General features: G+C 66.9%; 30 protein-coding genes. 6 read left to right on the forward strand and 24 right to left on the reverse strand.

Features of this window, described 5'->3' with window-relative positions:
* Positions 1-540: 540 nt before the first annotated feature.
* The 18 genes from NLI89_RS14120 to NLI89_RS14205 form a co-directional block, all read right to left on the reverse strand.
* Positions 541-1662 (reverse strand): OmpA family protein, encoded by a 1122-nt coding sequence (locus tag NLI89_RS14120; RefSeq protein ID WP_254687596.1) that lies wholly within the window; start codon positions 1660-1662, stop codon positions 541-543.
* Between the two features lie 119 nt (positions 1663-1781).
* Positions 1782-2285: a DUF2793 domain-containing protein gene (locus NLI89_RS14125; RefSeq protein WP_254687597.1), complete on the reverse strand. Its 504-nt coding sequence runs from the start codon at positions 2283-2285 to the stop codon at positions 1782-1784.
* Positions 2286-2307: 22 nt separating this feature from the next.
* Positions 2308-4461 carry a phage tail protein gene (locus NLI89_RS14130; RefSeq protein ID WP_254687598.1) on the reverse strand — a complete coding sequence of 718 codons (2154 nt, stop codon included), beginning with the start codon at positions 4459-4461 and terminating at the stop codon, positions 2308-2310.
* A 1-nt stretch (position 4462) separates the two neighbouring features.
* Complete coding sequence (locus NLI89_RS14135) at positions 4463-4834, reverse strand: C40 family peptidase (protein WP_254687599.1); 372 nt, start codon at positions 4832-4834, stop codon at positions 4463-4465.
* The gene (locus NLI89_RS14140; protein ID WP_254687600.1) at positions 4831-5628 is read right to left on the reverse strand and encodes a DUF2163 domain-containing protein; all 798 of its coding nucleotides are present in this window, start codon (positions 5626-5628) and stop codon (positions 4831-4833) included. The genes NLI89_RS14135 and NLI89_RS14140 overlap by 4 nt, the downstream gene beginning before the upstream one ends.
* A 149-nt stretch (positions 5629-5777) precedes the next feature.
* Positions 5778-8078: a DUF2460 domain-containing protein gene (locus tag NLI89_RS14145; RefSeq protein ID WP_254687601.1), complete on the reverse strand. Its 2301-nt coding sequence runs from the start codon at positions 8076-8078 to the stop codon at positions 5778-5780.
* A gap of 169 nt (positions 8079-8247) precedes the next feature.
* On the reverse strand, positions 8248-8793 hold the full coding sequence (locus NLI89_RS14150; RefSeq protein ID WP_439144516.1) for a tail tape measure protein: 546 nt from the start codon (positions 8791-8793) through the stop codon (positions 8248-8250).
* Entirely contained in the window at positions 8786-8929 is a 144-nt protein-coding gene (locus tag NLI89_RS14155; RefSeq protein ID WP_254687632.1) for a phage tail assembly chaperone, read from the reverse strand. Before NLI89_RS14155 ends, NLI89_RS14150 begins: the two co-directional genes overlap by 8 nt.
* A 44-nt stretch (positions 8930-8973) precedes the next feature.
* Positions 8974-9288 carry a gene transfer agent family protein gene (locus tag NLI89_RS14160; protein WP_254687602.1) on the reverse strand — a complete coding sequence of 105 codons (315 nt, stop codon included), beginning with the start codon at positions 9286-9288 and terminating at the stop codon, positions 8974-8976.
* Between the two features lie 158 nt (positions 9289-9446).
* The gene (locus NLI89_RS14165) at positions 9447-9854 is read right to left on the reverse strand and encodes a phage major tail protein, TP901-1 family (protein ID WP_254687603.1); all 408 of its coding nucleotides are present in this window, start codon (positions 9852-9854) and stop codon (positions 9447-9449) included.
* 70 nt (positions 9855-9924) lie between these two features.
* Positions 9925-10308, reverse strand: coding sequence for a DUF3168 domain-containing protein (locus tag NLI89_RS14170; protein ID WP_254687604.1), 384 nt, complete (start codon positions 10306-10308; stop codon positions 9925-9927).
* Positions 10305-10853 carry a head-tail connector protein gene (locus NLI89_RS14175; protein ID WP_254687605.1) on the reverse strand — a complete coding sequence of 183 codons (549 nt, stop codon included), beginning with the start codon at positions 10851-10853 and terminating at the stop codon, positions 10305-10307. Before NLI89_RS14175 ends, NLI89_RS14170 begins: the two co-directional genes overlap by 4 nt.
* 120 nt (positions 10854-10973) lie before the next feature.
* Positions 10974-11975: a phage major capsid protein gene (locus NLI89_RS14180; RefSeq protein WP_254687606.1), complete on the reverse strand. Its 1002-nt coding sequence runs from the start codon at positions 11973-11975 to the stop codon at positions 10974-10976.
* 240 nt (positions 11976-12215) lie between these two features.
* Positions 12216-12605, reverse strand: a complete 390-nt coding sequence (locus NLI89_RS14185) for an HK97 family phage prohead protease (protein ID WP_439144517.1) — start codon at positions 12603-12605, stop codon at positions 12216-12218.
* Complete coding sequence (locus NLI89_RS14190; RefSeq protein ID WP_183129183.1) at positions 12593-12898, reverse strand: DUF6127 family protein; 306 nt, start codon at positions 12896-12898, stop codon at positions 12593-12595. Before NLI89_RS14190 ends, NLI89_RS14185 begins: the two co-directional genes overlap by 13 nt.
* A complete protein-coding gene (locus NLI89_RS14195) occupies positions 12898-14019 on the reverse strand; it encodes a phage portal protein (protein ID WP_254687607.1) in 1122 nt (373 codons plus the stop codon). The genes NLI89_RS14190 and NLI89_RS14195 overlap by 1 nt, the downstream gene beginning before the upstream one ends.
* A 313-nt stretch (positions 14020-14332) precedes the next feature.
* Entirely contained in the window at positions 14333-15964 is a 1632-nt protein-coding gene (locus NLI89_RS14200; protein ID WP_254687608.1) for a DNA-packaging protein, read from the reverse strand.
* Positions 15961-16755 (reverse strand): hypothetical protein, encoded by a 795-nt coding sequence (locus NLI89_RS14205; protein WP_254687609.1) that lies wholly within the window; start codon positions 16753-16755, stop codon positions 15961-15963. Before NLI89_RS14205 ends, NLI89_RS14200 begins: the two co-directional genes overlap by 4 nt.
* Positions 16756-18098: 1343 nt before the next feature.
* Between NLI89_RS14205 and NLI89_RS14210 the strand changes: the two genes are divergently transcribed.
* The gene (locus NLI89_RS14210; protein ID WP_254687610.1) at positions 18099-20018 is read left to right on the forward strand and encodes a ribonucleoside-diphosphate reductase subunit alpha; all 1920 of its coding nucleotides are present in this window, start codon (positions 18099-18101) and stop codon (positions 20016-20018) included.
* 100 nt (positions 20019-20118) lie between these two features.
* Here NLI89_RS14210 and NLI89_RS14215 read toward each other — a convergent pair whose 3' ends face one another.
* Positions 20119-20379 carry a DUF2171 domain-containing protein gene (locus NLI89_RS14215; RefSeq protein ID WP_187502156.1) on the reverse strand — a complete coding sequence of 87 codons (261 nt, stop codon included), beginning with the start codon at positions 20377-20379 and terminating at the stop codon, positions 20119-20121.
* 71 nt (positions 20380-20450) lie between these two features.
* Here NLI89_RS14215 and NLI89_RS14220 point away from each other — a divergent pair, with 71 nt between their 5' ends.
* Both NLI89_RS14220 and NLI89_RS14225 read left to right on the forward strand, forming a co-directional pair.
* The gene (locus tag NLI89_RS14220) at positions 20451-20654 is read left to right on the forward strand and encodes a hypothetical protein (RefSeq protein ID WP_187502157.1); all 204 of its coding nucleotides are present in this window, start codon (positions 20451-20453) and stop codon (positions 20652-20654) included.
* Positions 20655-20716: 62 nt separating this feature from the next.
* The gene (locus NLI89_RS14225; RefSeq protein WP_132895561.1) at positions 20717-21769 is read left to right on the forward strand and encodes a ribonucleotide-diphosphate reductase subunit beta; all 1053 of its coding nucleotides are present in this window, start codon (positions 20717-20719) and stop codon (positions 21767-21769) included.
* An 18-nt stretch (positions 21770-21787) separates the two neighbouring features.
* Here the strand turns inward: NLI89_RS14225 and NLI89_RS14230 are convergent, their stop codons facing one another.
* Positions 21788-22012, reverse strand: coding sequence for a hypothetical protein (locus NLI89_RS14230; RefSeq protein WP_254687611.1), 225 nt, complete (start codon positions 22010-22012; stop codon positions 21788-21790).
* 199 nt (positions 22013-22211) lie between these two features.
* Here NLI89_RS14230 and NLI89_RS14235 point away from each other — a divergent pair, with 199 nt between their 5' ends.
* From NLI89_RS14235 to NLI89_RS14245, 3 genes are read left to right on the forward strand one after another with little or no spacing between them, the layout of a single operon-like run.
* Complete coding sequence (locus tag NLI89_RS14235) at positions 22212-22526, forward strand: type II toxin-antitoxin system RelE/ParE family toxin (protein WP_254687612.1); 315 nt, start codon at positions 22212-22214, stop codon at positions 22524-22526.
* Positions 22526-22768, forward strand: coding sequence for a helix-turn-helix domain-containing transcriptional regulator (locus NLI89_RS14240; protein WP_254687613.1), 243 nt, complete (start codon positions 22526-22528; stop codon positions 22766-22768). The genes NLI89_RS14235 and NLI89_RS14240 overlap by 1 nt, the downstream gene beginning before the upstream one ends.
* A 48-nt stretch (positions 22769-22816) precedes the next feature.
* A complete protein-coding gene (locus tag NLI89_RS14245; protein ID WP_254687614.1) occupies positions 22817-23062 on the forward strand; it encodes a DUF2442 domain-containing protein in 246 nt (81 codons plus the stop codon).
* A 47-nt stretch (positions 23063-23109) separates the two neighbouring features.
* Here the strand turns inward: NLI89_RS14245 and NLI89_RS14250 are convergent, their stop codons facing one another.
* From NLI89_RS14250 to NLI89_RS14265, 4 genes are all read right to left on the reverse strand, one after another.
* Positions 23110-23256, reverse strand: coding sequence for a hypothetical protein (locus tag NLI89_RS14250; RefSeq protein ID WP_254687615.1), 147 nt, complete (start codon positions 23254-23256; stop codon positions 23110-23112).
* A complete protein-coding gene (locus tag NLI89_RS14255) occupies positions 23240-23530 on the reverse strand; it encodes a type II toxin-antitoxin system RelE/ParE family toxin (protein ID WP_254687616.1) in 291 nt (96 codons plus the stop codon). Before NLI89_RS14255 ends, NLI89_RS14250 begins: the two co-directional genes overlap by 17 nt.
* Positions 23531-23707 (reverse strand): CopG family transcriptional regulator, encoded by a 177-nt coding sequence (locus tag NLI89_RS14260; protein WP_254687617.1) that lies wholly within the window; start codon positions 23705-23707, stop codon positions 23531-23533.
* Positions 23708-23816: 109 nt separating this feature from the next.
* Positions 23817-26372: a PAS domain-containing protein gene (locus NLI89_RS14265; protein WP_254687618.1), complete on the reverse strand. Its 2556-nt coding sequence runs from the start codon at positions 26370-26372 to the stop codon at positions 23817-23819.
* Positions 26373-26584 lie beyond the last annotated feature (212 nt).

Below are 26584 nucleotides of genomic sequence, written 5' to 3' on the forward strand. Positions count from 1 at the left end.
GTCATGGTGAAGCGTCGATAGATGTGTCCACGCGAAGGCGCGAAGGCGCAAAAATGTCGTCCCCGGCCCCGCGCTCCGCCTCGCACTCGTGCGGCAGCACAAAATCCTGTGAGAAGGCGACCGACGCCGCCCCACGCAATTCCTCTTCGCGCCTTTGCGCCTTTGCGTGAACACATCGACGTTCCGCCAAACACCGCCGTCGCGAAAGGTCCAAGCGTCGATTTTGTTCGCGCGGAGACGCGGAGCCGCGGAGAGTAAGAAGAAGGTTTGGGCAGCGTTTCCCGTTATCGCCGCACCTTGGCGAAGCCGGTTATCGAAAGCCGCATTCGCGGACGACCTTAGCCCCGAACGAGCCATCTCCGCTCTTACTCTCCGCGGCTCCGCGTCTCCGCGTGAACAAAATCGACGCCAGCCCAAGCCGCCGTCTCCGCGACCGGTCCACGCCCAAAACGCAAAGCACAAAAGAAAAGGGAGGCCGGCTTGCGCCGACCTCCCCGATCTTCATTCCGTAACCGACCCGAGAGCCGGTTGGCGAAAGTCTTACTGGCCCGAACCCGGACCGTAGGTGACTTCCACGCGACGGTTCTGCACTTCGCGAACGCCATCGGCGGTCTCGACGCGCGGACGGCTCTCGCCGAATGCTTCCGTCGAGATGACGCTGTCCGGGATGGCATGCGAAGACAGGTATGCCTTCACGCCATCTGCGCGGCGCTGCGACAGACCGACGTTGTACGAAGCCGAACCCGACTTGTCCGCGTGACCTGCGAGCATGACCTGTGCGTTGCCGCACGACTGGTACTGCGTGATCGCGTTGTCGAGGATCGACGCTGCCTCTGGCGTGATGTCCGACTTGTCCCATTCGAAGAACACGATGAACGGACCAGGCGAGCAGACCACTTCGACCGGCGCCGGCGGCGGCGGAGGAGGCGGGGGAGGCGGCGGCGGCGGCGGCGGCGGCGGCGGCGGAGCAGCAGGCTCGCCGAAGTTGTACGTCACACCACCAAGGATGCTGTGCGAACGATAGCGACCGTCGAACACGCGGTTCGAAACGTCGACCAGCTTGACGTTCTCGGCGTTGAAGAAACGATACTTCAGCGTCGCGTCGATGTGGTCGGTCAGCGGTGCGCGGATACCGGCCAGGCCCTGATACGCGAACACGGTGTCCGAGTCGTTCAGGAAGTCGCCGTTGTTGTTGAGTGCGTACTGCGCCTTGACGCGAGCAACACCAACACCACCGCCGACGAAGCCCTGGATGCCATCATCCGGACCGAAGTCCAGAAGGCCGTTCAGCATGAAGCTGAGCGCCGACGACGAACCACCAGCGAAGTCGGCATTGCCGGCTGGGTAGTTGCCACGTGCACCATTGGCAGCAAAGATCGGCGTGGTCGTGGTCGACGAATAGCCGTCCACGGTTGCCTTACGGTAGCCGACTTCGGTTTCCAGACGGAAACCACCAAAGTCATAACCCATGACCGCATCGACGTCATAACCATAGTCATGATCGACCGAACCGGCCTTATTGAGGTTGCCGATATCATAATCGATATCTTCAACGATCATCGCACCGCCTTCGACGCCAACGTACCACGACTTATCGCGGGCGAGGGCGGGAGTGGCGAGTGCGGTGGAGGCGAGTGCCAGAACGACGGCAAGCTTCCGCATACTAATCCCCTTTCATGAGTGTCACACGGACATCGCAAACTCCCTATCCTCGGGGTTGTTTCCACGCAAGTTCACAAATGTCGAAGGTGTTGCCGGAACGACACAGTTTTTGGGGTGTTTTAGCCTCCAATCAACCCGTGGCCGCGCAAACAGCCCAATATGGCGAAAATTGCCGCCCTCGCCTGCACGTCGATGACAGCGCCGCCGCTGGGGTCGGGAATCGCCGCCCGGCGCGGCCCAACCACGTCGACTCCGCCGATCGACACGCGCGATCCGGCCAGCACGCCGACCGTCCACGCCCCGCTGGCGAACCGCGCGACCTGCCCGTCGGCCACGCTCCATACCGCCATCCCGTCGCGCGGAGCCACGAACCGCCACCCGCCGCTCGTCCACCCCGCGATCGTCCGCGCCTGTCCGACCCAGCCGCCGGTCGGCGCGGTGCCGACGATCCACGCATTCCCCGCCACCGGGTTCGCCGGCGGCACATTGGTTCCCACCGCCAGCACGCTCGCCTGCACCGCTAGGTCGAGCAGCGCGAGCGCCTCGTTATGCGTCGTTTCCTTCTGCGCCTGTCCGGGCTGCAACAACGGCAATGCCAGTCGCGGTGTGGTGTCGTCGCTCATCATTCGTTCCCCCGTTCGATTATCAGGCCGGTACGATCAGTTCCGCCGCCAGCGATTCGCCGAACACGCCCCGCTGCCGCACCGCGACGCCGACCGGCCCGCCTCGCTCGGCCGCACTGAGGACGATCCACGGCACCGACACATCGATGTCCCGCACATCGGTTCCCGTCGTCCCCGTCGTCAGCGTCACGCGGTACGCCTCGCTTTCCTCGGCCAGCGGCGAGTCGACCCCGTCGATCCAGCGCCATCCCGCCCGGCTTCGCCGCGTCCACCGTACCGTCGCGCCGCCATCCGCCTCGCCACGCCAGCCGAGATGCACCGGAGACGGCGGCACCACCGACGCCCCGTGCAGCACGCACCGCGTCTCCACCGGGGTCGCGTCGCCCACGCCCGACGCCATCACCCGAACCTCGCGCCCCAGCACCGACACCGGCAGGTCGAACGCCCGCGCCGCCTCCGCCTCGATCAGCACGAACCGATCCCCGACGAACTGCAAGCCGATGGCGGCCTCGCTCCCCCGCCGCCCCCGCAGCAACCCGCTCAACCGCCACCGCGCGCCGCCCAAGGGTTCCGCCCGACCGAACTGGACGAGTTCGTCGCCGATCAGCGCCAGATTGACCCCACGATCGAGCGCCGCCGCATCGGCGTCACCCAGTTCCATGTCCGCATGCGCCAAAATGATCTCGAACACCCCCCGACGGTCGACCAGAGTCGCCGGCGCTCCCGACGCGACCACCACGATCGTCCCCAGCACCGCGGGCGCGGCCGCTACACCGGCCGCCACCCAACTCACCCCGTCGTCCACGCTGTAGAGCAGAGCCGCCTGCCGCCACGCCGCACCCGAGCCGGCAGCAACCACGGTCATTCGCGGCGCGCGCAACGGCGTCTCCTCCAGCCCCGGAACCTCGAACGCGCGCAGGATCGTCGCCCCGACGACCGCATCGACCGCCCCCGAAACGCGCCCGCTCGTCGCGGTCGCCGGCAGCGACGCCGCCACCAGCGGCACCAGCCCCAGGGTCGTCACCATCCCCTCGATGCTGACGTCGGCCACCCGCCACACGCCGCCCTCCCCCGCGACCGTCACGCAAGCCCCAGGCGCAATCGCCATCGCCCCAAACCCCGCCGCTACGGTCCGACGCACCCGCCCAGCCTCGGCCCGCGCCAGCATCGCCTCCGCCACCGTCTTCGCCGCGCCAGCCTCCAGCACCGCCGGCACCTCGACCCGCTCATCGCGCACGCCAGCCCCCGGCCGCCGAGCCCGCTGCACCCCGGCCTGGTAATCCCGCGCCGCGTCATAATAGCCGACCGTCACCGTCCGCGGCACGGTCTCGATCGCCGCCACCGCCCGAGCCCGCCGGACACCCTTGCCCGAAACCGCAAACCCCTCATCGGCCACCGCGACGGTCGCCCCCGCCGCATCCCGCATCACCAGCCCCCTCCCGGAGGGCGCAAACCAGGCCCCGCCAGCCTGCCCCAGCATCTCCAGCACCGCCCGAATGCTCCCGCCCGACGCCGCGAACCCGCCCACCGCCAGCGAGGCGGCCCCCGAGACCTCCCCCGCCAGCGCCTTCGCGATCGTCGACACCAACACCACGCCCTCGTCCGCAATCACCTCGAAACTCAGCGACGGGATCCGATTCCCGAAATCCGCCAGCTGCAACATCTCGAACACGGCGTAGGCGCACCCGCGATACGCCGGCGTCCCCGCCCCCTCCGCGGACGCGATCAACGGATCCACAGCCTGATCCTCGCCCCCCCGATGCAACCGAAACCCGGTCGCCGTCTTGAAGTCCCCAGCCGCCCCCCGCAGCAGCTTCCCCTCGGCCCAGATCCGCCCGATGCCCAGCACCGCCCGCGCCGACACCAGCACCGCGAACGACGCCGCATAGGAATAGGTCGCCGTCCCCGCCTGCCCCTTGCCGGTGCCCGAGACGGTCCGGTTCTCGATCAGGTCAGTCGCCCAGATCACCGTCCCCGCCACCCGCATCGTCCCGAACAACTTCGGAATCTGGCTGCCGTAAGACGACGTCTGCACCGCCAGCTCGACCAGCCGAGGCCCCTCCTTCCGCGTGCCGAAGAGCGCATGATCCACCGACTGCCCGATCAGCGCGCCGATCGCGCCGCCGATCGGCCCGCCCACCGCGCTCCCCACCGCGGTCAATACCAAGGTCGCCATGTCACACCCCCACCCGCCAAACACCGATCAGCGGCCAAGGCGGCAGCCCCGGCCGCTCCACCACGCGCCGCAGACCCGAGTCCGCATGCACGAACCCGCCCGCCGTCCTGATCCCCAGATGAATCTGCCCCGGCCCCACCGCCATCACCAGCACGTCGCCCGGCTCGGCCTCGGCAACCCGCACCAGCACCCGATCGAGCAAACCCCAATCGCTACCCCGCAACGAATACCCGCTCGGAACCGCGCCGAGATAACCCCCAGCCCGCAAGGCCAGCGCGACCAGCCCGACACAATCGAGCCCATCCGCCCCCCGCCCATGCAACCGAAACCGCGTCCCCACCGCGCGCAGGGCAGCCTCCGCAACCGCGCTCAAGCCCCCGGATACCGGGTAAGCAGATCGATCCCCGGCAGAAACGGCTCCCCCCGAAAGTTCACCGCATTCCCGAACCGCCCCGCACAAGTGGCAAGACTCTTGTCACAGCCCTCGACGACCTCGACCAGCACCCCTGCCTCGACCACGAACGCCGGCACCGCGCGCAACGTGACCACCACCCCGGCACCCCGCGCGACAGCACTCTCCAACCCACAATTCGCCCCCCCGAACCACCGCAACAGCCCGCCCCCAAGCCCCTCCGCGCCAGCATCCAGCGTCACCACCGCCCCCTCGCACGCGACGACCCGAGCAAACCGCCGCCGCCCCGCCATCGCCACCCGACACCGCCGATCCCCCAGCTCCGCCCGACACTCCGGCGACGTCTCCTCGACAACCGCCCGATCCAGCGCAGCACTCGCCCCCCGCAACTCCGCAGTGAACCCCGCATCCCCCAGCTCGACCGCCCCGATCACGCCCTCCCCCAGCTCGACCCGAGCAGTCGGATCGCTCCAGTCCACCGCAAACAGCACCACCCGAGCCCCATCCCAGCGCCCGCCGAGCAAATCCCGCTCGCCGATTGCAGCGGAGGTCAGCGCGCCGGCGACATCCATCGTATCCGCCTCCAGCCCCTCACTCCGCTGGATAGCTGAAGGCGTCATCCCCGGCGCCGCCCGGTGCACCAGCCCGTCCACCACCAAATCCCGGTCATGCGCGGTCAGGCCCACAGCCACCCCATCCCGCCGCTCGATCCGCCAACACAGCGCGATCGTCGCCAGCTCAGCATCCAGAAACATGGAAGTCTCCTCTGAAAACCCCTCTCCCTTAAGGGGAGAGGGAGGGACCCGCGCGAAGCGTGGGAGGGTGAGGGCACGCTAACCAAAAAACGTGCCCTCACCCTCCCGTCGCAAGTGCTCCTCCTTCCCTCTCCCCAACGGGAGAGGGGTTATTCCCGCACCTCGACCAGCGGCACACTCGCGGCCACCCCAGCCAGAAACGTAGCCCGCGCCACGCTCAACCGATCCTCGGCAAACCGCACCGGCACATCGAACACAAACCCCGCCGTCACCAACGCCCCGGCAAGCGGCGCCAGATCCAGCACCACCCACCCGCCTGCCTCCACCGAAAACGCCGAAGTCCCCACGCCCCCCACCGCCACCGAGACACTGCCAGCAACAGGCCGGGTGATCCGCCGCTCCGCCGCGCCATAAGATTTCACCAAGGCGAACCGCCGCGTAAAATCGTCGCCGACCCCGACGACCTCGCCCACCGCGTCGAAATCGAAAGGATCCCGCAACCGAAACCCCCGCGCCGCCCCCATCCGCGCCCGAAAGAACGCCAGCAAAACCCCGATATCCGCCTCGCTCCTAAGCCCGGGCCCCACGTCATACGCCGTCCGCGCCTCCGCCCAGGCGGCATTGCGTGCCTCCCGCCCCCCCGCACTCGTCAGGATCGCGGTCGAGAACTCAGGCGCAACCTCGGCCTCACGCCCCAGCGCCAACGGAAACAGCACGTCATCGAACGCGTCCACGACCTCGTCTCCCCCGGAATTATCGAAATGCACGAACCCATCCCGCATCACCTGCGGCAGCGCCCACAGGAACGTCTCCGCCACCCCACGCGCCCGAGCGACCTCGGCCGCCGCCTCGATCAGCCCCCATTCCGCCACCTGATCGGGCCCCTGGTCCGGCTGCAACACGAACCCCGACAGATAATGCTGCCGGTCCGCAGGATACCCCAGCCGCGCGAACGCCACCGCCACGCCCTCGGCCGACGACGCGGTATCCCCCGCCGTCACCCAGTCGTAATCCTCCAGCTGCAGCACATCGAAGGCAGGGCTCGCCCACCCCACCGGCATGTTCGCCCGCTTCGCCTCCGGCGCCTTCGCCTCCAGCACGGTCGGCAGATACGTCAGCAGGTGGGACACGCATCCCCCCGCGCCCAACGAAAGCGCGGCCCCCTTCGCTGCCGCCACCAGCGCCGCCGTAGACGCCGCCAGGCAAACCCCCGCAGCATCCAGCGTCGCGATCTGCGCAAGCGTCTTCGACCGCCGAATGCTCGCCATCTCGACCGGCGCAAACGCCGCCACCGCGCTCGCGTCATAGAAGCACGGCCGCCCATCCGGCATCACCCACCACCACGGCTCGCCCACCTGGAACTTGGCCGCGAGCCCCGCCGCCACCGCAATCCCCATGAACGCCCGAGCCACGGCCTGCAGATACCCCATCGCCCCAGCATGCGCCGGCGACAGCAACGTCGAAGGCGGCTCCCATCCCGTCAGCGCGGGCGCGCCATCGGCAGCCCGCTGTTTCCAGTCGCCCCAGCAATGCGCATCGAACAGCTCGTAACTCAGCGACCAGATCACATCGAAGCCAAGCGCCTTCGCCCGCGCCGCGAAATCCCGATGCCAGGCCGCACACGCGACATTCAAGACGCCCCCCGCCGCCGACACGTAAAACCCGCCGCCTGCCGCCTCGAGCCGGAAATAATGGCTCATCCCGACATACTGCACGATGCTCCCGCGGTACCCGAGATGCAGCGCATTGCGCAGCAACCGCGCCGGCGTCAGGTTATAGCTATCGTCATACCCGCCCGCGATCCGAACCCCGTGCTCGGGCACCACCGCATCGCCGATCGCCAGCACCGCCCCCGGCCCCTCGCAGACGAGATCGGTCCACTCGACCCACCCCTCGCGCGGCGCAGCCAGCGGAACGTCCGACCCGGTATAATCCGGCGGCACCACCGACACGAACATCCGGTCGATATCCCCCGCCCACACCGGATCGCTATCCTCGGGCAGCTCATACCCGCCGACCATCGCCGCGAAATCGAGCGAGACGACCGCATCCTCCGGCGTCCCCACCGCATAATTCCACAACCGCACATACCAGGACCGCGCCACCCCCGCCGCATCCCGCCCCTCGATCGTAAGCGTCGGGCCATTGATCGCGTCCAGCGCCATCACCCCCGAAGACCGCCACCGAAACCGCAGCCGACAGTCCCGAAAATCCCGCGACGTCTCGTACCGCAGCAAAGGATGATCGAACCGATCCTCAGCCGCCCAGATCACCCCCGCCAGATCATCCGCCTTATAGAAGACGGCATCCACCCGAAGGGACGCCGGGCCGGTCGTCACCACCGAAGCCATCATCGGCCGCGGAAAATCCACCGTCCAAAACCGAGGATCGAACCGCGAGACCAGCCCCTCGACCTGCACAGTCCGAGCCGAGCAAAGCCAATGCGCCATAGATGTTCTCCTACTGTCCCTCGCCCCTCCGGGGAGAGGGAGGGGCCCGCGCGCCCTTGCGCGTGGGAGGGAGAGGGGCGTGAGGCTAGGAACATCAATCCCAAAGCCCCTCACCCTCCCGTCGCAAGTGCTCCTCCTTCCCTCTCCCCCGAGGGGAGAGGGTAAGCCATCATTCCACCGCCAAAGCCGCCTTCACCGCCCGCGCCACCTGCCGCCCGGACTGCGCCAACACCCCCGGAGCACTCCCCCCGGCGGCATTCACGGTAATCGCCACCCGAACCTCGCGAACTCCACCACCGGAACCAGTCTCGACCCGCCCGCTGGAAGTAGGCACGAACACCTCCGCCCCCCGCTCCCCCACGACATAAGCCCGCCCCGGAGACACGGGCCCACCGGTAGCCCGCCCCGGCAACCCGCCAACCAACCCGGCCAGCGCCCCACTCAAACCCCCACCACTCAAAACAGACTGCACCCCAGCCTTCAAAGCCGCCGAAGCAATCGCATCCAGCGCCGACAACGCGACCCCCTTCAACTCCTCGAACCCCAATTTCCCCGACCGAACCGCCCGCAACAGCCCCGCCTCCAGCCGAAGCGCAGCCCGCTCCGCCCCAGCCCCGAGCACGCCCTCCAACTCCCCCCGCATCGCCTCCACATCACGCGAGAACCCGTTCGTATCCGCCCGCACGCTCACCAGCGCCGCATCAAGATCATCCATCAGGAAAAGCCTCCCTCAACCGCGCGATCGTCGAAGCATCCGGCGGCGTTTGCACGTCCCCCACCAAAGCCCCCACGACCCCCGCCAATTCCGCCGGCGTAGCCCGCCAGAACACCTCCGGCGCCCACCCCAACATCGCCCCCGCAAACCCGGCGAGCCGCGCAGCGCTGTCGGAAAACGTCACTTCCCCGCCAGGATCTGCCGCAGCAGCACCCGCAACACCGGCGTCACCGCGGCGAGCCCAGCCTCGACGACAGCCTCCCCCAGCCGCTCCCGAGTAACCCCCTCGGGACACTCGCGCAGGCAATGCCAGAACAGCCCCACCATCTCCCCGATCCCGAGTTTCCCCTCCGCCGCGCGCTCCACCAGCGCAAACAAAGGCCCCAACTCGCTCTCGGCGGCCACCAAAGCCGCAAAGCTAGGCCGCAAGACAAGAGTCTCCCCCCCAACCCGAAGAGCCCCCTCCCCCCGAACCGAATTCGCCAGATCGTTCATAAGAATGTCCTTAAAAACCCCCTCTCCCTTCAGGGGAGAGGGAGGGGCCCGCGCGAAGCGTGGGAGGGTGAGGGCACGGCTCACCAAAGCACGTGCCCTCACCCTCCCGTCGCCTGCGGCTCCTCCTTCCCTCTCCCCAAAGGGGCGAGGGAAAGCCGCTAACCCACCACCACCGCCCCAGAACTCTCCAAACTCAGCGTATAAGACCGCTCCCCATTGAAATCCCCGGCATAGTCCAGCCGCGACACCAGGAACTTCCCCGTCATCATATCCCCCCCCTCGAACGCCAGCCGATAATCATCCAGCACCCCCGTCAGCGCGCTGGCCTTCACCCGCAACTCCGCCACCGACCCGGTAAAAACCCCAGCCCCCGACACCGAAACACTCCGCACCCCGGCCCCCGACAGCAACTGCCGCCACCCCCCGGAATCCTTGGTGGTAACAACGATAGCCTCCCCGTTCACCGACATCTGCGTCGTCCGCAGCCCCGCCACGGTCGCGTAGACCACCGGCGCCGCCCCGTTCCCCACCTTCAGCAGGAACGCACTCCCCTTCTCCACCGCCATGTCAGCTCCCTCCATGTTTCCCCGCGAAGGCGGGGACCCAGCCTGCACCGCGTCTTCGCGGCGCAAAATCTCAACTCTCCCGGTACATCCGCACCAGAAACTCAGCCGTCCCCCGCCACCGATCCCCAACCCGCAGCACCCGAGACCGAACCAGCGCCAGCCGAACCACCCGCCACTCCTCGCCAAGATCAGGGGCGAGTAACTCCAACCCCTCCTCCGCCACCGCCAGCAGCGCGCGAACCCGAACCGGCCGCTCACCCCCATCGAACAGCGTCAGCAGAACGCGCCCCTCCCGCCCGACCCAGGTCTTGGTGCTCCAGTCCGACAGCACCGGCTCGTCGACCACCGCATACGGCAGCCCCCCCCGCACCGGCGGCGCATCGAACACACTGACGTCCAGCACCGCGTTCAGCCGCGCTACGATCGCCGCCTGCAAAACCACCCGCGCACTCACGAATGCACTCCCGCAGAAAGCCGCATCCGCCGATAAGGCCGCCAAAGCGCCGCCACCGCAGCCGGCGGCGCCACATCGCTCTCCCGGTGGTCAAAGAGGTGCGCGACCAGCATCGCCACCCCCTGCGCGATCGGCGCCGGCACCGCCTCGAACGTCATCGCGATCCCAGCCGAATACGCCACCGCCACCCGCCCCGCAGATCCGGCGGCCAGGATACGAACCCACCCAACCCCATCCGCATCGATATCGACCGCATAAGCCCCGACCGCCAACACGAACGGCGCCCCCTCGCTCGGCAACCCGGTAACCCCGGCAATGACGCTGACCGGCGCGACCAACAACCGCCGCCACCCCGCCGCACTGGTGACGACGTCCTCGAACGGCCGCACGATCACCGCCGCCCCCAGGAACGCCTCCCCCAGCAACAGCGCGGTCTGCGCCAATCGCGCCAGCACGGCGTCCTCGCCCGTCTCCACCCGCAACAAAGCCCGCGCCGCGACGACCACCTCAGCGATCACCCCGGCAGAAATCGCCGACCCACCCATGCAACGTCTCCTATTTCCCTCGCCCCTCCGGGGAGAGGGAGGGGCCCGCGCGCCCTTGCGCGTGGGAGGGAGAGGGGCGTTGGGACGAGCACCCCTCGACCCAAACCCCTCCCCCGAAGCTCAAGCCACCGAGAACTTCATCAGCTTGATCGCCTCGGAGTTCGTCACACACCCACCGACCCGCTTGGTCGCGTAGAAGTTCACAAACGGCTTGTTCGAATACGGATCGCGCAGGATCCCCGTCTCGGTCCGCTCGGCGATGATGTAGCCCGCCTTGAAGTTGCCGAACGCGATCGCCAGCGCATTGGCGGCGATATCTGGCATGTCCTCGGCCTCCACCACCGGATAGCCGAGCAGCGTAGCCGGCTGCCCCGCCGCCAGGCTCGGCGCCCAGACGAACGCGCCATCCGTCGTCTTGAACTTCCGGATCCGCGCCAAGGTCGCCGCATTCATCACGAAGCTGGCCCCCTGGCGATACGGCCCCCGCAAAGACTGAACGAGATCGATCAACCGCTCCTGCGGGTTCGCCGAAAAGTCCCCAGCGGTCCCGCTCGCCAGATACTGCAAAGTCCCGAACGCCCGCACCCCATCCGCCGTCGCAGCAGTAGCCGAAGTCAAAAACCCCTTAGGCCGCGACACACCGGAACCCGACACGAAAGCCGCCCCCTCGGCCTTCGCAAACTCCATCGCGATCTCGCCCGCCAGCCACTCCTCCACATCGAAGGCGGCATCATCCAGCATCGCCTGGCTAGCCGAAGGGTTCGCATACAGCTCCCCCGTAGGCGGCGCGATCTCCACGAACACCGGCGACGCCGTCTCCGGCCGAGCCGCATTCTCCGCCGCCCACCCGGACGGCGTGCCGCCCGTGGTCACCAGCTTGCGATACCCAGCCGAGCCAACCTTCACCACATTGGCAATCGCCCGGATCGGCGAGATCCCCTTCAGCAAAGTATCGATCTGAGCATCGATCTCCCGCGGCACCGCAAATCCGCCTGCGTCGCCGGTCACCCCGGTAAACGCCTTCATCTCCAGCGTAGCGCCGGTCCGCACAAACCCCGCAAACGCCGCATTCACCCCGAGAGGAGCCGCCCCCTCCAAAACCGGCCGGTCAACAACACTCATGTCCATCTCCTCGCATGAAACGAAAAAGGCGCCCCGCAGGACGCCTCATGAAACTTCTGAATCCCTCTCCCTCAGGGGAGAGGGAGGGGCCCGCACGCGCTTGCGTGTGGGAGGGTGAGGGTGAGGGGGAGTGAGGCTCGCAACGCCCGCGCCAATCACCGTTCTCCTGCGAACGCAGGAGCCCAGGGTCACACGCGTCTCACCCCTCGACCCTGGATTCCTGCGTCCGCAGGAAAACGATCACGCCACGATGTCGACCACCTCAACCCGCGCCAAAGCCTGCATCGGGACCGCCACCAGACTAACCTCCACCAACTCGACCGACAGCAACTCCCGCCGCACCCCCTGCCGCACGCGCAAAGCCCGATACCCCACAGACAACCCAGCCACCGCCCCACCCCGCACCAGCCGAGCCAACTCCGGATCCGCAACCACCCCCTCGACCCGCAACCCCCGAGCATCCTCCATGACCACGGACAGAGAACCAACCGCCCCCCCACGATGCTGCCACAACAACGGCACCACCCGAGCGTCGGCAAAGGCCCCCCGCCGCACCACATCCCCCGCGCGATCGACGACATCGAACACCGCCGCATACCCCGCGAAAGCCACCGGGATCACTTCAACCACGCGGCAAACCCCAGCTTCACCGCCAGCCCCGCCAGCATCAGCGCCATCGCCAGCCGAGCGATCCACCCGACAACCGCCTTCCAGACCGACCGCTTCGCATCCCGCCACGCCGCCAACAGCTCCCGCAACTCCGCCACATCCTCCCGAGCCCGCTCGTCGCTCAACGCCACCCGCGCCAAAGCCCGAGCCGCCCCCAATTCCCCAGCCTCCTCCACGATCGCCCGCAGCGTCACGAGGTCGACACCCCGCTCAGCCCCCTGCCGCATCAACTGCGCCAAAACCGCCCCATCCATCACACCACCTCCGATATGTCCAAGAGCGCCCGCTTCTCCGCATCGCTAAGAAACGAAGCCCCGCTCACCATCCCCCAAAGCCGCTCCCGATCCTCGACCAGCGCCGGCACCCGATCGAGATCGACCGAAATCGCCGCCCCCTCGAACCACCCGGCCAACCCCTGCGCGATCCCCGTCAAAACCGAAGACGCCAACGGCAGCACCCCCAGCCGCCAAAGCGCCCGATTAGCCTCCCGGTAGTTCGCATAGGAATTATCCCCCGGCAGCCCGAGCAGCATCGGCGGCACCCCGAACGCCAGCGCGATCTCCCGCGCCGCCGCCGCCTTCGTCCCGACGAAATCCATATCCGCCGGCGACAGACTCAACGCCTGCCACCTGAGCCCGCCCTCCAGCAGCATCGGCCGCCCGGCATTCCCCGCCCCCGAGAACGAAGCCTCCAGCTCGCCCCGCAACCGCTCGAACTGCTCGGTCGACAGCACCGCGCCATCCTTCGGATCGTACATCAGCGCCCCCGAAGGCCGCGCCGCGTTATCCAGCAGCGCCTTGTTCCACCGCGCCGCCGCATTGTGGATCGCCACCGCGCTCGACGCGGCCCCCAGGCACCCCAACCCATAATGGTCATCCACCGGATTGAAGCTCTTCAGGTGGATCACCTCCGGCCGAACCGCATCCGCGTGCAGCCGCGTAACCCGCTCCCCGACCCGGTACCGGTAGGCCGCCGGCCAACCGCTGGCATCCGCCTCGACGGCCACCCGCTCGGGCCGAAGCGCAAACAACTCCGCCGCGCCCCCATCGACGTCACGCAACACCTGCACATACGCATTGCCGTGGAGCAGCATCTGCGCCGCCACCGTCTCGACCAGAGACTGCCCCCCGGACCGCGCGGTCACGAGCGCCACGAGCGCCGGATCGGACGCCATCAAAGGCGCCGACCCAACGCACTCCACCACCAGCTTCACCGCCCGCTGGACGATCGCATTCCCCAGATACCCAGCCCGCACCTGCGCCTCATAGGAATACGGCACATCCCCAAACGCCCCCTGGAACCCAGGCGCACTGAGCGCGCGAGACAACACCGGCCGCGACTCTTCGCGCCCGGATTTCCACCCGAACAATTTCATGGATGATCTCCTGTAACGAAAACCCCTCTCCCTTCAGGGGAGAGGGAGGGGCCCGCGCGAAGCGTGGGAGGGTGAGGGCACGCTCACCAAGAAAAACGCCCTCACCTCCCGTCGCCCAAGGCTCCTCCTTCCCTCTCCCCCGAGGGGAGAGGGCCAAAACTCCTCTTCCCCCCTCCCTGGAAGGGAGGGGTCGGGGGTGGGTCGGCGTCCGCATATCCAGACGCCCGCGGCAAAAACCAGCCAACCCACCCCCAGCCCCTCCCTTCCAGGGAGGGGAAAAAATGAGCCGTCGCGCCTCGCTTCAGGAGGCCACCTACAAAACCCGCACGGAAACCCGCGGCCGAGGCCCCAGCATCACCTCGGTCATCGCCCAAACCAGCGCATCGGCCCGATCCGGCGACCGCCCCGGCCCCTCATACCCGCCCCCCGCGATCAGCCCGCAAAGCTCGTCCTCCAGCGCCGGAAACGCCCCCACATGCCAGGCCCGCCCAGCCTCATACAAGGCCACCACCGGCTCCGCCCGCGCCACCTTCCCCAGCGCCGCATGCACCAGCTTCACCGGCATCGCCCGGTCCGCGCCGGACAGGACGCTCCCCACCATCTTACCTCCCTGGTTGGCCTCCGCGATCACCCGGTCCGCGCCATGCCGCTCGGCGCACTCCGCGACAGCCCGAGCCCACCCCTCGGGACTGGCCCCCGACACGCTCGCATCCTCCAGCACATACGCAAACCCATCGACCCCGAGCGCCACCACAACGATCCCGCAAGCATCCCCCGGCCCCCCGGAAACACTGCCGGCCGGCGGATCCACCCCAACCACGACCCGCGCCACCTCGGGCGCAAAAGCGACCCGCCGAGACTCCACCAGCGCCCGCGTCCACAAGGCGCCGATCACATCCTCGATCAGCTCGCCATCCAGCTCCTGCCGCCCCAACCGCGTCCCCGCATAGGATGCCGTCATCGACTCCACGAAGCTCAACGGCAGATGCACGTTGTCGACCGTCCGCCCCTGCGACCGCACCACCCCCGGCAACGCCAGTATCCGCCGCAGCAACGCCACCGGCCGAGGCGTCGTCGTCACCACGATCCGCGGCAGCGTCCCCAGCCGAAGCCCCATCATCAGATTGTCCCACGTCGCATCGCCGTTGCGCCACTTGGCCACCTCGTCGCACCACGCCACGTGATGCTCGGGCCCACGCAACCCCTCCGGCGCCTCCGCGGAATAGGCCGAAGCCAAGGCCCCGTTCGCAAACCGCAGCTCGCCCAGCCCCGCGCGCCACACCGGATCCTCGTCCTCCCGCGCGACGGCGAGCAGCCCGCTCGTCCCCTCGATCATCACCCGCCGCACGTCCTCGATCGTCGCCCCGACCAGCGCGATCCGGGCCCCCGGGTTATCCCGCGCCACCTGACTGACCCACTCCGCCCCAGCGCGAGTCTTGCCGAACCCCCGCCCCGCCAGGATCACCCAGACCCGCCAGTCGTCGCGCGCATCGCCCGCCCCGAGATGCTGCCCCGGATGCGCCCAGACCTCCCACCGATCGTGCAGCTCATGCCGTTCCGCCGCGGTCAGCGACCCTATCAGGATCGCCCGTTGCGCCGCTGGCAGCAGCGCCAGTTCCGCCAGCACGTCGCGCGGCTCGCCCGAAGGCGGGTCGCCCGCATCGCTGGCCGCCCCGCCATCCGCTATCGGGGCGTCCGCTATCGGGGCGTCCGCTATCGGGGCAGCATCGCCCGCCGGATCATCGAACGATGGCGTACCCAAGCCCCTATCGCTGCCGACTTGCTCGCTGCCGACTTGCTCACTGCCGGCTTGCTCACTGCCGGCTTGCTCACTGGCGGCTTGCTCATTGGCGGCTTGCTCATTGGCGGCTTGCTCATTGGCGGCTTGCTCACCGGCCGAGGCTTGGTCGCAACCGCCATGCTGCGTTCCATCGACCTCGCTCATGCGTCGCCCCCCTTCGACGCGGCACGCAGCCGTCGTGCCAGCGAATCCAGCTTCTTGGCGATTGCCGCATTGGTCTCCGACGGCGTCGCCCGCCGATGCGCGCCGCGCTTGGCACCGGCTTGCCCCGCACCCGCTCGGTGCCGGTTCAGCAGCGCCAGCGCCACCTGTACCGCCTGCATGCTGGCCAGCGGGACGATTCCCGATCCCATGCCCAGACGATCCACCGACGATGGCGACAGCAGCGGCGACGGCGACAGCCCGCCGCCCTTCTCCCCGCCCTTCTCGCTGGCGTCGAACTCCACAGGCGCGCCGACGACGTCGTCGCCCTGGTCATCGCCTCCCGCCCCAGCCCCTCCCGCCCCAGCCCCCTGCAACCCGGCGATCGTCACGGCCAGCAGGCCTTCCTCCAGCCGGTCGTACCCACTCGCCAGCGCTGCGGCCCACCGCGCCGCAAAGGCCGGATCACGCTGTCGCAGCGCCTGCGCGGTCGTCCGGCTCATGCCGACCTTCGCTGCCGACATCGTCACGTTGCAGGTCGTCGCCAGCACCGCGAGGAACGCCGTTCGCCGCGCCGCCGTCCACCCGTCGCGACGCACCGCGCGCACCTGCACGACATGATGGCTTCCGCCGGCGATAACTGTCCCCGTCGGCACCGTCCCGGCCGGCACCGTCCCGGTCGGCACCGTCCCGGTCGGCACCGTCCCGGTCGACACGTCCCCGATCGGCCCCTTCTTCGCCCGCTCTCTCTTCGCCGACCCGCACGTCGGTTCACCCTGCATCGCATCAGCCATACCGCCCCCCAGCATCGTCCCGCCACCAACGCAAAGAGGCCGGCGACGCCCGAGGCTCGCGCCCCGACCATCCCGGCCTCCGATCGGACACCAGCCCGACCCGCAATTCTTCATCGTTCCTGTTATGTACCAAAAGAGCGTGACGATGTCAAGCGCTTTAACCCATTTGGACAACTTCCGTTCGTGCACTCCCGTTGTCCCGTACGTCCGGTCGTCCGGTCGTCCGGTCGTCCATTCGTGCCTCCGCCCGTCCGGGTCGCCCCACTCTCCTCCACCCCGGCGAAGGCCGGGGCCCAGTTGGCAAGGTCGCAGTAACAACGCGTTGTCCTCGGCCAGCGACGTCCCCCAACTGGACCCCGGCCTCCGCCGGGGTGGAAAGACTTGGCGGGGTGGTGCGATCGTTTTGGAAGAGGACGAACGCCCCCTCCCGTTCCCCCGCGAAGGCGGGGGCCCAGGAATCAAGCAGGATGACGTTCGTGGCGCCTGGCCCCCCGCCTCCGCGGGGGAACTAGAAGGGAAGTAGGCTCAATGGAACGTCGAGCCCCGCGCCCCCACTCGCTCCAATCGTAACTTCCCCCGGCCCCAGCCCCAACTACGGCCCCAACCCCGGGCTCCAAACCCCACCCGTCCCCGCCCCCTTACCTCCACCCCGGCGGAGGCCGGGGCCCAATTGGCAAGGCCGCAGTAACGACCCACCCCGCTCGGTCGGCAACATCCCCCAACTGGACCCCGGCCTCCGCCGGGGCAGTGCCGTCGAGCAAGCCTCGATTGAATCGCCAACCACATTTCGATCCTCCCACGCCAGGGGGAGGTGGCTGGCGCTTGCCAGACGGAGGGGGAGGAAAGGGATCACGGACGTTGCGTGTCCGCCCCCTCCGTCGCCTTCGGCGCCCCCCCCTGGCGGGGGAGGATTGTAAAGGATCACCCCATATCTAGCTCCCACATCCGCCACCCCGGACCCGAGCAACATTTGCTACCTTCCCCGCGTAAATAATTTTTCGTTCCCGCTTCGTCCCCTTGCGCATCGCGAACCCCGCAGAAGTCCACGCGTCGCGAATCCCCTGCTCGCCCAACCCCGCGACGAACGCGACGAACCGAGCCCCGGCCACCCCCCGCACCCCCTTGCGTCTCTTCGCGCTTTGGCACAATCTCTTGGGGTTGCGTTCGGGGGCGGACCCAATCGCTGGTAGAACAACCCTCGCATAGTCCTATGCGATATGACCGTAAGCGCGCCTTCCACCGCCGCGATGGTCACTTTTTGTTCTCCCGTTTGCGCTCGCCCGATGGTAGCATGGCGACAGGCGACCGATTCGAACGAATACAGAACACTAGGAGCGGTTTCGATGGATTTCAGAGACAGCAGCCGGGATAGCGACATGACCACGAACACGATCGAACAGACCATCGCAACGCCTGAAGCCGAGGCTCCCAAGGCGCCCCGCCAGGCGCAGGACAGCCACTCCGTGCGCGCGCAGATCTACCCGGTCGAGGTCGATCACAGCCGCGACGCGCTCCTGACCGAATTCGGCAAGGACACGCTCCGGGATCGCTACCTGCTCCCGGGTGAAAGCTATCAGGACCTGTTCGTCCGCGTTGCGTCGGCCTACGCAGACGACGCCGGCCACGCGCAGCGGCTGTACGACGCCATCTCGAAGCTCTGGTTCATGCCCGCCACCCCCGTTCTCTCGAACGGCGGCACCGGTCGCGGTCTGCCGATCTCGTGCTACCTCAACTCGGTCCCCGACAGCCTCGGCGGGATCGTCGATACCTGGAACGAGAATGTCTGGCTCGCCTCGCGCGGCGGCGGCATCGGCACCTATTGGGGCAACGTCCGCGGCATCGGCGAGCCGGTCGGCCTCAACGGCAAGACCAGCGGCATCATCCCGTTCGTCCGCGTCATGGATTCGCTGACGCTCGCGATCAGCCAGGGCTCGCTGCGCCGTGGCTCGGCCGCGGTCTATCTCGACGTCTCGCACCCCGAGATCGAGGAATTCCTCGAAATCCGCAAACCCTCGGGCGATTTCAACCGCAAGGCGCTGAACCTCCACCACGGCGTGCTGATCACCGACGCCTTCATGGAAGCCGTGCGCAACGGCGACGAATGGCATCTGCGTTCGCCGAAGGACCAGGCGATCCGCGCCACCGTCGACGCACGCTCGCTGTTCCAGAAGCTCGTCGAGACCCGTCTCCAGACCGGCGAGCCGTACATCGTCTTCGCCGATCACGTGAACAAGGCGATGCCCAAGCATCACCGCGAACTCGGCCTCAAGGTCTCGACCTCGAACCTGTGCTCGGAGATCACGCTGCCGACCGGCAAGGATCACCTCGGCAACGAGCGGACCGCGGTCTGCTGCCTGTCGTCGCTGAACCTCGAGACGTGGGATCAGTGGAAGGACGAGAAGGGCCTGATCGAGGACGTCATGCGCTTCCTCGACAACGTCCTGCAGGATTACATCGACCGCCACGAGCCGGGCATGGAACGCGCCGCCTACAGCGCGGGCCGCGAGCGCTCGGTCGGCCTCGGCGTGATGGGCTTCCACTCGTTCCTCCAGGCGCGCGGCATCCCGTTCGAGGGCGCGATGGCGAAGTCGTGGAACCTGCGCATGTTCAAGCACATCAGCAGCCAGGCCAACGAAGCCTCGATGCAGCTCGCGATCGAGCGCGGCCCCTGCCCCGACGCCGCCGACGTCGGCGCGATGGAGCGCTTCAGCTGCAAGATGGCGATCGCCCCCACGGCGTCGATCTCGATCATCTGCGGCGGCACCTCGGCGTGCATCGAGCCGATCCCGGCGAACATCTACACGCACAAGACGTTGTCGGGCAGCTTCTCGATCAAGAACCCGTATCTCGAAAAGATGCTGAGCGAGAAGTCGAAGAACAGCGACGCGGTCTGGAACTCGATCCTCGAACAGGGCGGTTCGGTCCAGCATCTCGACTTCCTCTCGACCGAGGAAAAGGACTGCTACAAGACGTCGTTCGAGATCGACCAGCGCTGGCTGCTCGAACTCGCGGCGGATCGCACCCCCTACATCGACCAGGCGCAGTCGCTGAACCTGTTCATCCCCGCCGACGTCGAGAAGTGGGACCTGCTGATGCTCCACTTCCGCGCCTGGGAGCTCGGCATCAAGTCGCTCTATTACCTCCGCTCGAAGTCGGTCCAGCGCGCAGGCTTCGCCGGTGGCGTCGAGGCCGACAACACGATCGACCTCCGCCAGATCGACGTCGAGTCGAAGGATTACGATGAGTGCCTTGCCTGCCAGTAAGGCGCCTCGCTGCGGCCTGACGCAACAAACCCCGGCCCGTGAATCACGGACCGGGGTTCGGGCAGACTCGGCGGCGCGTGTCGAACGCGCCGCCGAGAGTTCAGGCCTCTTCTTCGAACGTCACCGCCACGTCGGCGTTGGCGGACAGGCGGACCTTGCCGTCCTCGATATCCGCGACCAGCCCGAGCGAGATGAAGTGATGATGCCCTTCATGGCGACCCTTGCCCTCGACGACCTGCGCGCCCGAGTCCTTCTTGGTCAGCTTGATGCGGTTGCCTTCGACCTTGTCGACGGTACCGACATGGACGCCGTCCGCGCCGATGACTTCGGCATGTTCCTGGATCTGGGTTGCATCGACCATGGTCGTTCTCCTGTTTTGGGTTCCCCGATACGGGGCTCGGCATCTCAACGCATGGCATGCGAGTTCGCCGCATGACATATGGTTCAGCTATCATGTTCGTGGTCGCGGGCGTGCTCGGAATCGTCGGCACCGCGATGCTGCTCCGTCTGCGCAGCCCGAGCGTCACCGAGCAACAGACCTACGCGTTCCGCATGATCGGCATCATGCTCACCTCGGGCGCGATCGTCCTCGCCATGTCCGCCGCCGCGATGTGGCAATGGAGCACGGAAACATGAAACGCGCGACCTGATTCCCCCGGTTTCCCGATATAAAACCAATTCCCCGAAAGGCTTACCCCATGTCCCTCCTTCACGCCTCCAAGCAGTACAAGCCGTTCGAATACCCCTGGGCGTTCGAGTTCTGGAAGCGCCAGCAGCAGCTCCACTGGCTCCCCGAGGAAGTGCCGCTCGGCGAGGATTGCCGCGACTGGGCGCAGAAGCTCAGCGATCACGAGCGCAACCTGCTCACGCAGATCTTCCGCTTCTTCACGCAGGCCGATGTCGAGGTTCAGGATTGCTACCACGAAAAGTATGGCCGCGTCTTCAAGCCGACCGAGATCAAGATGATGCTGACCTCGTTCAGCAACATGGAGACGGTCCACATCGCCGCCTACAGCCATCTGCTCGACACCATCGGCATGCCCGAGAGCGAGTATGGCGCCTTCCTCGAATATGCCGAGATGAAGGAAAAGCATGATTACATGCAGAAGTTCACCGTCGACAACGACGAGGACATCGCCCGCACGCTCGCCATGTTCGGTGGCTTCACCGAGGGCGTCCAGCTGTTCGCCTCGTTCGCGATGCTGATGAACTTCCCGCGCTTCAACAAGATGAAGGGCATGGGCCAGATCGTCACCTGGTCGATCCGCGACGAGAGCCTCCACTGCGAGGGCATCATCAAGATGTTCCACACCTTCTGTCAGGAGCGCCAGTGCCTGACCAAGGCGGTCAAGGACGACATCGCCGACGTCTGCCAGACGACGATCCGCCTCGAGGACAATTTCATCGACCTCGCCTTCGAGATGGGCCCGGTCAACGGCATGACCCCCAAGGAGATCAAGAAGTACATCCGCTTTATCGCCGACTGGCGCATGACCCAGCTCGGGCTGAAGCCGATCTACATGATCGACGAGCACCCGCTGCCCTGGCTCGCCCCGATGCTCAACGGCGTCGAGCACGCCAACTTCTTCGAACAGCGCGCGACGGAGTATTCGAAGGCCGCGACCAAGGGCCAGTGGAACGACGTCTGGGACAGCTTCGACAAGCGCCAGACCGCGAAGAAGGGGCCTATTGCGAATGTGGACCTGAGCGAAGTTCGGGACATGTTCAGCGATTCTGTTGCGGCTGAGTAAGTCGCACCGCGCGAGGGTTTAGCGAAAGCTAAGCCCCGCTTCCGGCGGCGCGACCGGCCGGCGGCGCTGCGAGCGCCGACCGACGGCATGGGCTTTGCCCATGTCGATCAGTCCAATACCGACCATGTTCATCCTTTTACCTGCAATGGATCTGTTACGGTTTTTATCGTTAACAGGGAAAAAACCATGGCGAGCTACTATGTGAACAACAACGCGCAAGCGAACGGCGACCATGAAGTCCATGAGACATCATGCCGCTACCTGCCGAACGACAAGAAATATCTTGGTGATTACACATCATGTTCACCAGCCGTGACCGAAGCCAAGAAAACCTATTCGCAATCGAACGGCTGCGCGACGTGTTCGACTGCGTGCCATACTAGCTGATCGACTTAGTGATCACGGTCCCGCCGGCCGAAAATATCGGCGGGACCGGTAAACCATGAGCGAACCGCTCCCCATCGAAATCCGCCAGACGGTAATCTTCACCCGCTGGTTCGCAGGCCTACGCGACATACGCGCCAAGGCTCGGATCACGGTCCGAATCCGCCGCTTGTCGCTCGGTCAGTTCGGTGAAGTAAAATCGCTTGGTGGCGGCATCGGCGAACTCCGCATCGACTATGGCCCCGGCTACCGCATCTATATCGCGCAACGCGGCGCCACACTGGTCCTCCTGCTGACGGGAGGTGACAAATCCCGGCAAAGCGCCGATATTCACCAGGCCCGCGACATCGCCAAGGCTTGGGAGTCCAACTGATGGCCGTCGAAACGACCGGCTGGAACGCCACCGACCACCTCGACAGCGATACCGCGATCCTCGCCTATCTCGAAGCGGTCTTCGAAGACGGCGACCCCGCGTTGATCGCCGCCGCGCTGGCCGACGTAGCGAAGGTCCGCGGTATCGCCGAACAGCCCAAGCCCCGGCCCGACATTCCGCTCGACTCGGTCATTCGAACGCTCAAGGCCCTGGGCCTCGAACTGACCGCGAAAGCAGCGTGATCCGATGCCAATGCGGCGTCGCCCTGTTGCCGCTGGAGATGATCGCCGATGCAGATCTCGATGATCAAGCTCGTCCGCCTCGCCATGGTTGGTGACGACGTCCTGCAACTCGCATTCTCGGACGGCGCAGCCGCGCTCTGGTCCGGCGCCGATCTCATCGCACGCGACACGGTCATGACGCGCCCTCTTGCCGACCCCGCCTACTTCGCCCGCGCATTCATCGAACGCGGCGCGCTCGCTTGGCCGAACGGGTTCGAACAGTCAGCCGACAGTCTTCATCGCCGGCTAACCTGACGATTGCACCTCGGCTTGCAGCGAACGGTCCTTACGCCCTGCCACATTCAGACCATCAGTTCGCGCAGCACCTGTTCGATCGGGATCATCACCGAGCGGTCGCGCGCTTGCGCCATCCCGCGTTCGATCTTGGCACGTTTCCACGCATCATAGTCGCGCCGAGCCAACTGCTCCGACTCATTCGCTTGGATCATGCGCCCGCTCCTCGTCTCGTGCACCATGCCTGACGCGCAAGATGATCACGCAGTCGCCGACCACGCGATAGCGAAGAATATACGGCCAGACCGTCGTACGTTCACGCCGTCCGCCGCCCACATCGCGGCCGCGATCTGGAAAACTCGTAAGGCTATCGGCGACCGCGATAAGCCGAGCGCCCAGTGCACTGGCAGCAACGGGATTGAACGCCGAGACATAGGTAACGATCGCCTCTAGATTGGCGACGGCATCGTCCGTCCAGACGATGCGCAACTACTCGCCGACGCGGGGGCGGGGTAGAGGCTCGGGCGAGCCCCATGACGATAGCCAGCGCTTCACCGCATCGTGACTTATCAAACGCCCATTCTGCACGTCTGCGTCCGCCCGCGCATCGGCCTTGGCCTCTGCGGCCGGATCGCTCGTATCGAACAGGGCACGCTCGCGGATCATGGGCAGGAGGATACACCTCGACGACAACCACGACCAGCGGCAAATACCGCCTGCCAGCTCTCAAGCGAACACTTGCCCCCATCGCAGCGCCCGAGGCCCAGGACGCTCCCTACCCAGCAACCTTGCGCAGCACCCGCGACAATTGCTCCACCGAATACGGCTTGTGCAGCAGTTCGAAGCCATGCGTCCCGTCCTGCGCCAGCACGCTGCTATACCCCGACGTCAGCACCACCGGCAGGTCCGGATACTTCGACCGGATCACCTTGCCGAGTTCGATGCCGTTCATCCCCGGCATCACCACGTCCGAGAACACGATGTCGAACCGCGTCGCGTCCCTGGCCAGTTCGGCGAGCGCCTCCTGCGCATCCGCCGCCCACACCGTGACATAGCCGAGTTCCGCCAGCGACTGGGTCGTGAACGTTCCCACCTCGCTATTGTCCTCGACCACCAGCACGCACGTCCCATGCCCGTCCGCCAGGGTTTCGAGCGCATCGTCGCCCGCCGTCGCGACCCGCTCGTCGACCCGCGGCAGGTACAGCGTGAACGTCGTGCCACGGCCCAGTTCGCTGTCGACGATGATGTCGCCACCCGATTGCTTGGCGAACCCGAACACCTGGCTCAGGCCCAGCCCGGTGCCCTGCCCGACGCCCTTGGTCGTGAAGAACGGCTCGAATATCCGCTCCAGCTTGTCCGCCGCGATCCCGGATCCGGTATCGGTCATCGCGATCGCCACGTACCGCCCCTCGACCGCGGGGTGCGAGCGGACCGGGGGGATGAACGATGCCGGCCGCACCGCGATGTCGATCCGCCCGGCGCCGTCCATCGCATCGCGCGCGTTGACCGCCATGTTCACCAGCGCGGTGTCGAGCTGGCTCGGGTCGACGCTGGCGAAGCACGGCATCTCGGGCAGGTCGATCGCGACCACGATCCGCGATCCGGTCAGCGTCCCCAGCATGTCGGCAATCACCCGCAGGCTCTGGCCGATGTCGATCACCTCGGGCTGCAACGCCTGTCGCCGTGCGAACGCGAGCAGCTGCCCGGTCAGTTTGGCCGCACGGTCGGCCGTGTCGGAGATCGCATCGACATAGCGCTCCCGTCGTTCGGGACTCAGATCGGGCCGCTTCAACAGGTCGGTCGCCGATCGGATGACGGTCAGCAAATTGTTGAAATCATGCGCGACGCCGCCGGTCAGCTGGCCCACCGCCTCCATCTTCTGCGACTGGCGCAGCGCATCCTCGGCATGCTGCAGCTCGTCGGTCCGCGCCGCGACCTGTTGCTCCAGCGATTCGGCAAGCGTCGCCAGCGCCTGTTCGGTGCGCCGCCGCTCGGTCGCGATCCGGGTCCGCTCGGCCGCCTCGCGCACGAACGTCACCTCGTCGGCCCGCCAGCGTCGCGCCTCGGCGTTGCCCAGGTACAGCATCGCCACCAGCTGGCCGTTCTCCATGACCGGCATGTTGATGATCGCGCGGGCATCGACCGATTCGAGCGCGTCGGCGGTCGCCTGCGTCCGGGGATCGGTGCGCGCATCGCCGATACACACTTCCTCACCCTTGGCGAGATCGTCGATATACGATCCGAACCGGCGCAGCGCGAAGCGCCCCGCGAGCGGCGCGACGCCGGCCGCGTTCCAGTCGCGGACGATTCCGATCGTCTCCGACGCGGCATCGATCTCGCCGTATCCCGCGCGGCTGACGTCGATCGTCCGGCCGATGATCCGCGCGGCCTCGAACGAGATGTCGTCCGGGTCCTCGGTATCGCGGAACACGTCGCCCAGCTCGACCAGCGCGGACCGCATGTTCTCGCTTCGGCGCTGGTCGGTGATGTCGGTCGATACGCCTGCGATCCGCAGTGCCTCGCCGTCGGCATTGAAGAAAGGCTGCCCGCGCGATCCGATCCACCGCATTTCGCCGTCGCGGCGATGGATGCGGTACACCACGTCATAATCCGTCCCGTCGGTGATGCAGCGTTGCACCTCCGCGACGCTGTTCTCGCGGTCGTCGGGGTGGATCGCCGCCAGCCGGTCCTCGTACGAAAACGGTTCGTCGGCGGGTCGACCGAAGATCTCCTTGCAGGTTTCCGACGCGGTCAGCTGCAGCGTGGCGATCTCCAGGCTCCACGTCCCGAACCGCGCCGCCCTCAGCGTGAAGGCCAGCTCGCGCTCCTGCTCCTGCTGGATGCGCAACCGGTCGGTTAGCTCCGCCATCAGCGAGGCATTGCTGGTCTCCAGCCCCTTCAGCCGTTCGCGCTCGATCGTCACGTCGACCTGGCTCGCGAAGAAATACGCCAGCGCGCCCTCGGTGTCGTAGACCGGCGCCATCAACAGCCGGTTCCAGAACGGCTCGCCGTCCTTGCGGAAATTCTGGATGTCGATCTCGATCGATTCGACCCGCCGCACCGCCTCGCGGATCTTCGCCACGGTCTCGGGGTCGGTCCCCGGCCCCTGCAGGAACCGGCAATTGCGCCCCAATATCTCCTCGCGGGAATAGCCGCTCAGCAGGCAGAACGCATTGTTGGCGAACACCACCGGATTGTCGGGCAGCCGCGGGTTCGAGATGATCATCGGCATGCGCGTGGCGCGCACCGCGGCGACGAACGGGTCGGTGCCGCTATCCTGCCCGATCAGTTCGGCGGCAATGCGCTCGGCATCGGCCGTCAAAGTCGGCATTGGTCTTGGGGCGCGTTCGAGGGCGCCATCGAGTATGTCAGTCACAGCCGCCCATTCGTCGATAAACGCTAAGTGGCTGACATCTAATCAATGGCCTGTGCCACTGCAATGCCAGCCAAGCGTTCGACGGAACGGCTGTCGATCGAATACGATCCCTATGCTGCTCGACCGCCTGTGAAATAGTCGGCCTGCGGCACTTCAGGCATCGCTAT

This window comes from Sphingomonas faeni (genome assembly GCF_024273235.1).
GTDB lineage: Bacteria > Pseudomonadota > Alphaproteobacteria > Sphingomonadales > Sphingomonadaceae > Sphingomonas > Sphingomonas faeni_A.

Bases quoted from the DNA above. Each gene is read 5' to 3' on its own strand.
- NLI89_RS14120 (WP_254687596.1), bottom strand. From the start codon at position 1,662: ATGCGGAAGCTTGCCGTCGTTCTGGCACTCGCCTCCACCGCACTCGCC.
- NLI89_RS14225 (WP_132895561.1), top strand. From the start codon at position 20,717: ATGTCCCTCCTTCACGCCTCCAAGCAGTACAAGCCGTTCGAATACCCC.
- NLI89_RS14180 (WP_254687606.1), bottom strand. From the start codon at position 11,975: ATGAGTGTTGTTGACCGGCCGGTTTTGGAGGGGGCGGCTCCTCTCGGG.
- NLI89_RS14190 (WP_183129183.1), bottom strand. From the start codon at position 12,898: ATGGATGGGGCGGTTTTGGCGCAGTTGATGCGGCAGGGGGCTGAGCGG.
- NLI89_RS14245 (WP_254687614.1), top strand. From the start codon at position 22,817: ATGCAGATCTCGATGATCAAGCTCGTCCGCCTCGCCATGGTTGGTGAC.
- NLI89_RS14140 (WP_254687600.1), bottom strand. From the start codon at position 5,628: ATGTTTCTGGATGCTGAGCTGGCGACGATCGCGCTGTGTTGGCGGATC.
- NLI89_RS14220 (WP_187502157.1), top strand. From the start codon at position 20,451: ATGACATATGGTTCAGCTATCATGTTCGTGGTCGCGGGCGTGCTCGGA.
- NLI89_RS14215 (WP_187502156.1), bottom strand. From the start codon at position 20,379: ATGGTCGATGCAACCCAGATCCAGGAACATGCCGAAGTCATCGGCGCG.
- NLI89_RS14265 (WP_254687618.1), bottom strand. From the start codon at position 26,372: ATGCCGACTTTGACGGCCGATGCCGAGCGCATTGCCGCCGAACTGATC.
- NLI89_RS14210 (WP_254687610.1), top strand. From the start codon at position 18,099: ATGGATTTCAGAGACAGCAGCCGGGATAGCGACATGACCACGAACACG.
- NLI89_RS14150 (WP_439144516.1), bottom strand. From the start codon at position 8,793: ATGGATGATCTTGATGCGGCGCTGGTGAGCGTGCGGGCGGATACGAAC.
- NLI89_RS14165 (WP_254687603.1), bottom strand. From the start codon at position 9,854: ATGGCGGTGGAGAAGGGGAGTGCGTTCCTGCTGAAGGTGGGGAACGGG.
- NLI89_RS14175 (WP_254687605.1), bottom strand. From the start codon at position 10,853: ATGGGTGGGTCGGCGATTTCTGCCGGGGTGATCGCTGAGGTGGTCGTC.
- NLI89_RS14205 (WP_254687609.1), bottom strand. From the start codon at position 16,755: ATGGCTGATGCGATGCAGGGTGAACCGACGTGCGGGTCGGCGAAGAGA.
- NLI89_RS14260 (WP_254687617.1), bottom strand. From the start codon at position 23,707: ATGATCCGCGAGCGTGCCCTGTTCGATACGAGCGATCCGGCCGCAGAG.
- NLI89_RS14155 (WP_254687632.1), bottom strand. From the start codon at position 8,929: ATGTTGGGGTGGGCGCCGGAGGTGTTCTGGCGGGCTACGCCGGCGGAA.
- NLI89_RS14125 (WP_254687597.1), bottom strand. From the start codon at position 2,285: ATGAGCGACGACACCACACCGCGACTGGCATTGCCGTTGTTGCAGCCC.
- NLI89_RS14250 (WP_254687615.1), bottom strand. From the start codon at position 23,256: ATGATCCAAGCGAATGAGTCGGAGCAGTTGGCTCGGCGCGACTATGAT.
- NLI89_RS14195 (WP_254687607.1), bottom strand. From the start codon at position 14,019: ATGAAATTGTTCGGGTGGAAATCCGGGCGCGAAGAGTCGCGGCCGGTG.
- NLI89_RS14130 (WP_254687598.1), bottom strand. From the start codon at position 4,461: ATGGCGACCTTGGTATTGACCGCGGTGGGGAGCGCGGTGGGCGGGCCG.
- NLI89_RS14200 (WP_254687608.1), bottom strand. From the start codon at position 15,964: ATGAGCGAGGTCGATGGAACGCAGCATGGCGGTTGCGACCAAGCCTCG.
- NLI89_RS14235 (WP_254687612.1), top strand. From the start codon at position 22,212: ATGAGCGAACCGCTCCCCATCGAAATCCGCCAGACGGTAATCTTCACC.
- NLI89_RS14230 (WP_254687611.1), bottom strand. From the start codon at position 22,012: ATGGACTTCATGGTCGCCGTTCGCTTGCGCGTTGTTGTTCACATAGTA.
- NLI89_RS14160 (WP_254687602.1), bottom strand. From the start codon at position 9,288: ATGAACGATCTGGCGAATTCGGTTCGGGGGGAGGGGGCTCTTCGGGTT.
- NLI89_RS14240 (WP_254687613.1), top strand. From the start codon at position 22,526: ATGGCCGTCGAAACGACCGGCTGGAACGCCACCGACCACCTCGACAGC.
- NLI89_RS14145 (WP_254687601.1), bottom strand. From the start codon at position 8,078: ATGGCGCATTGGCTTTGCTCGGCTCGGACTGTGCAGGTCGAGGGGCTG.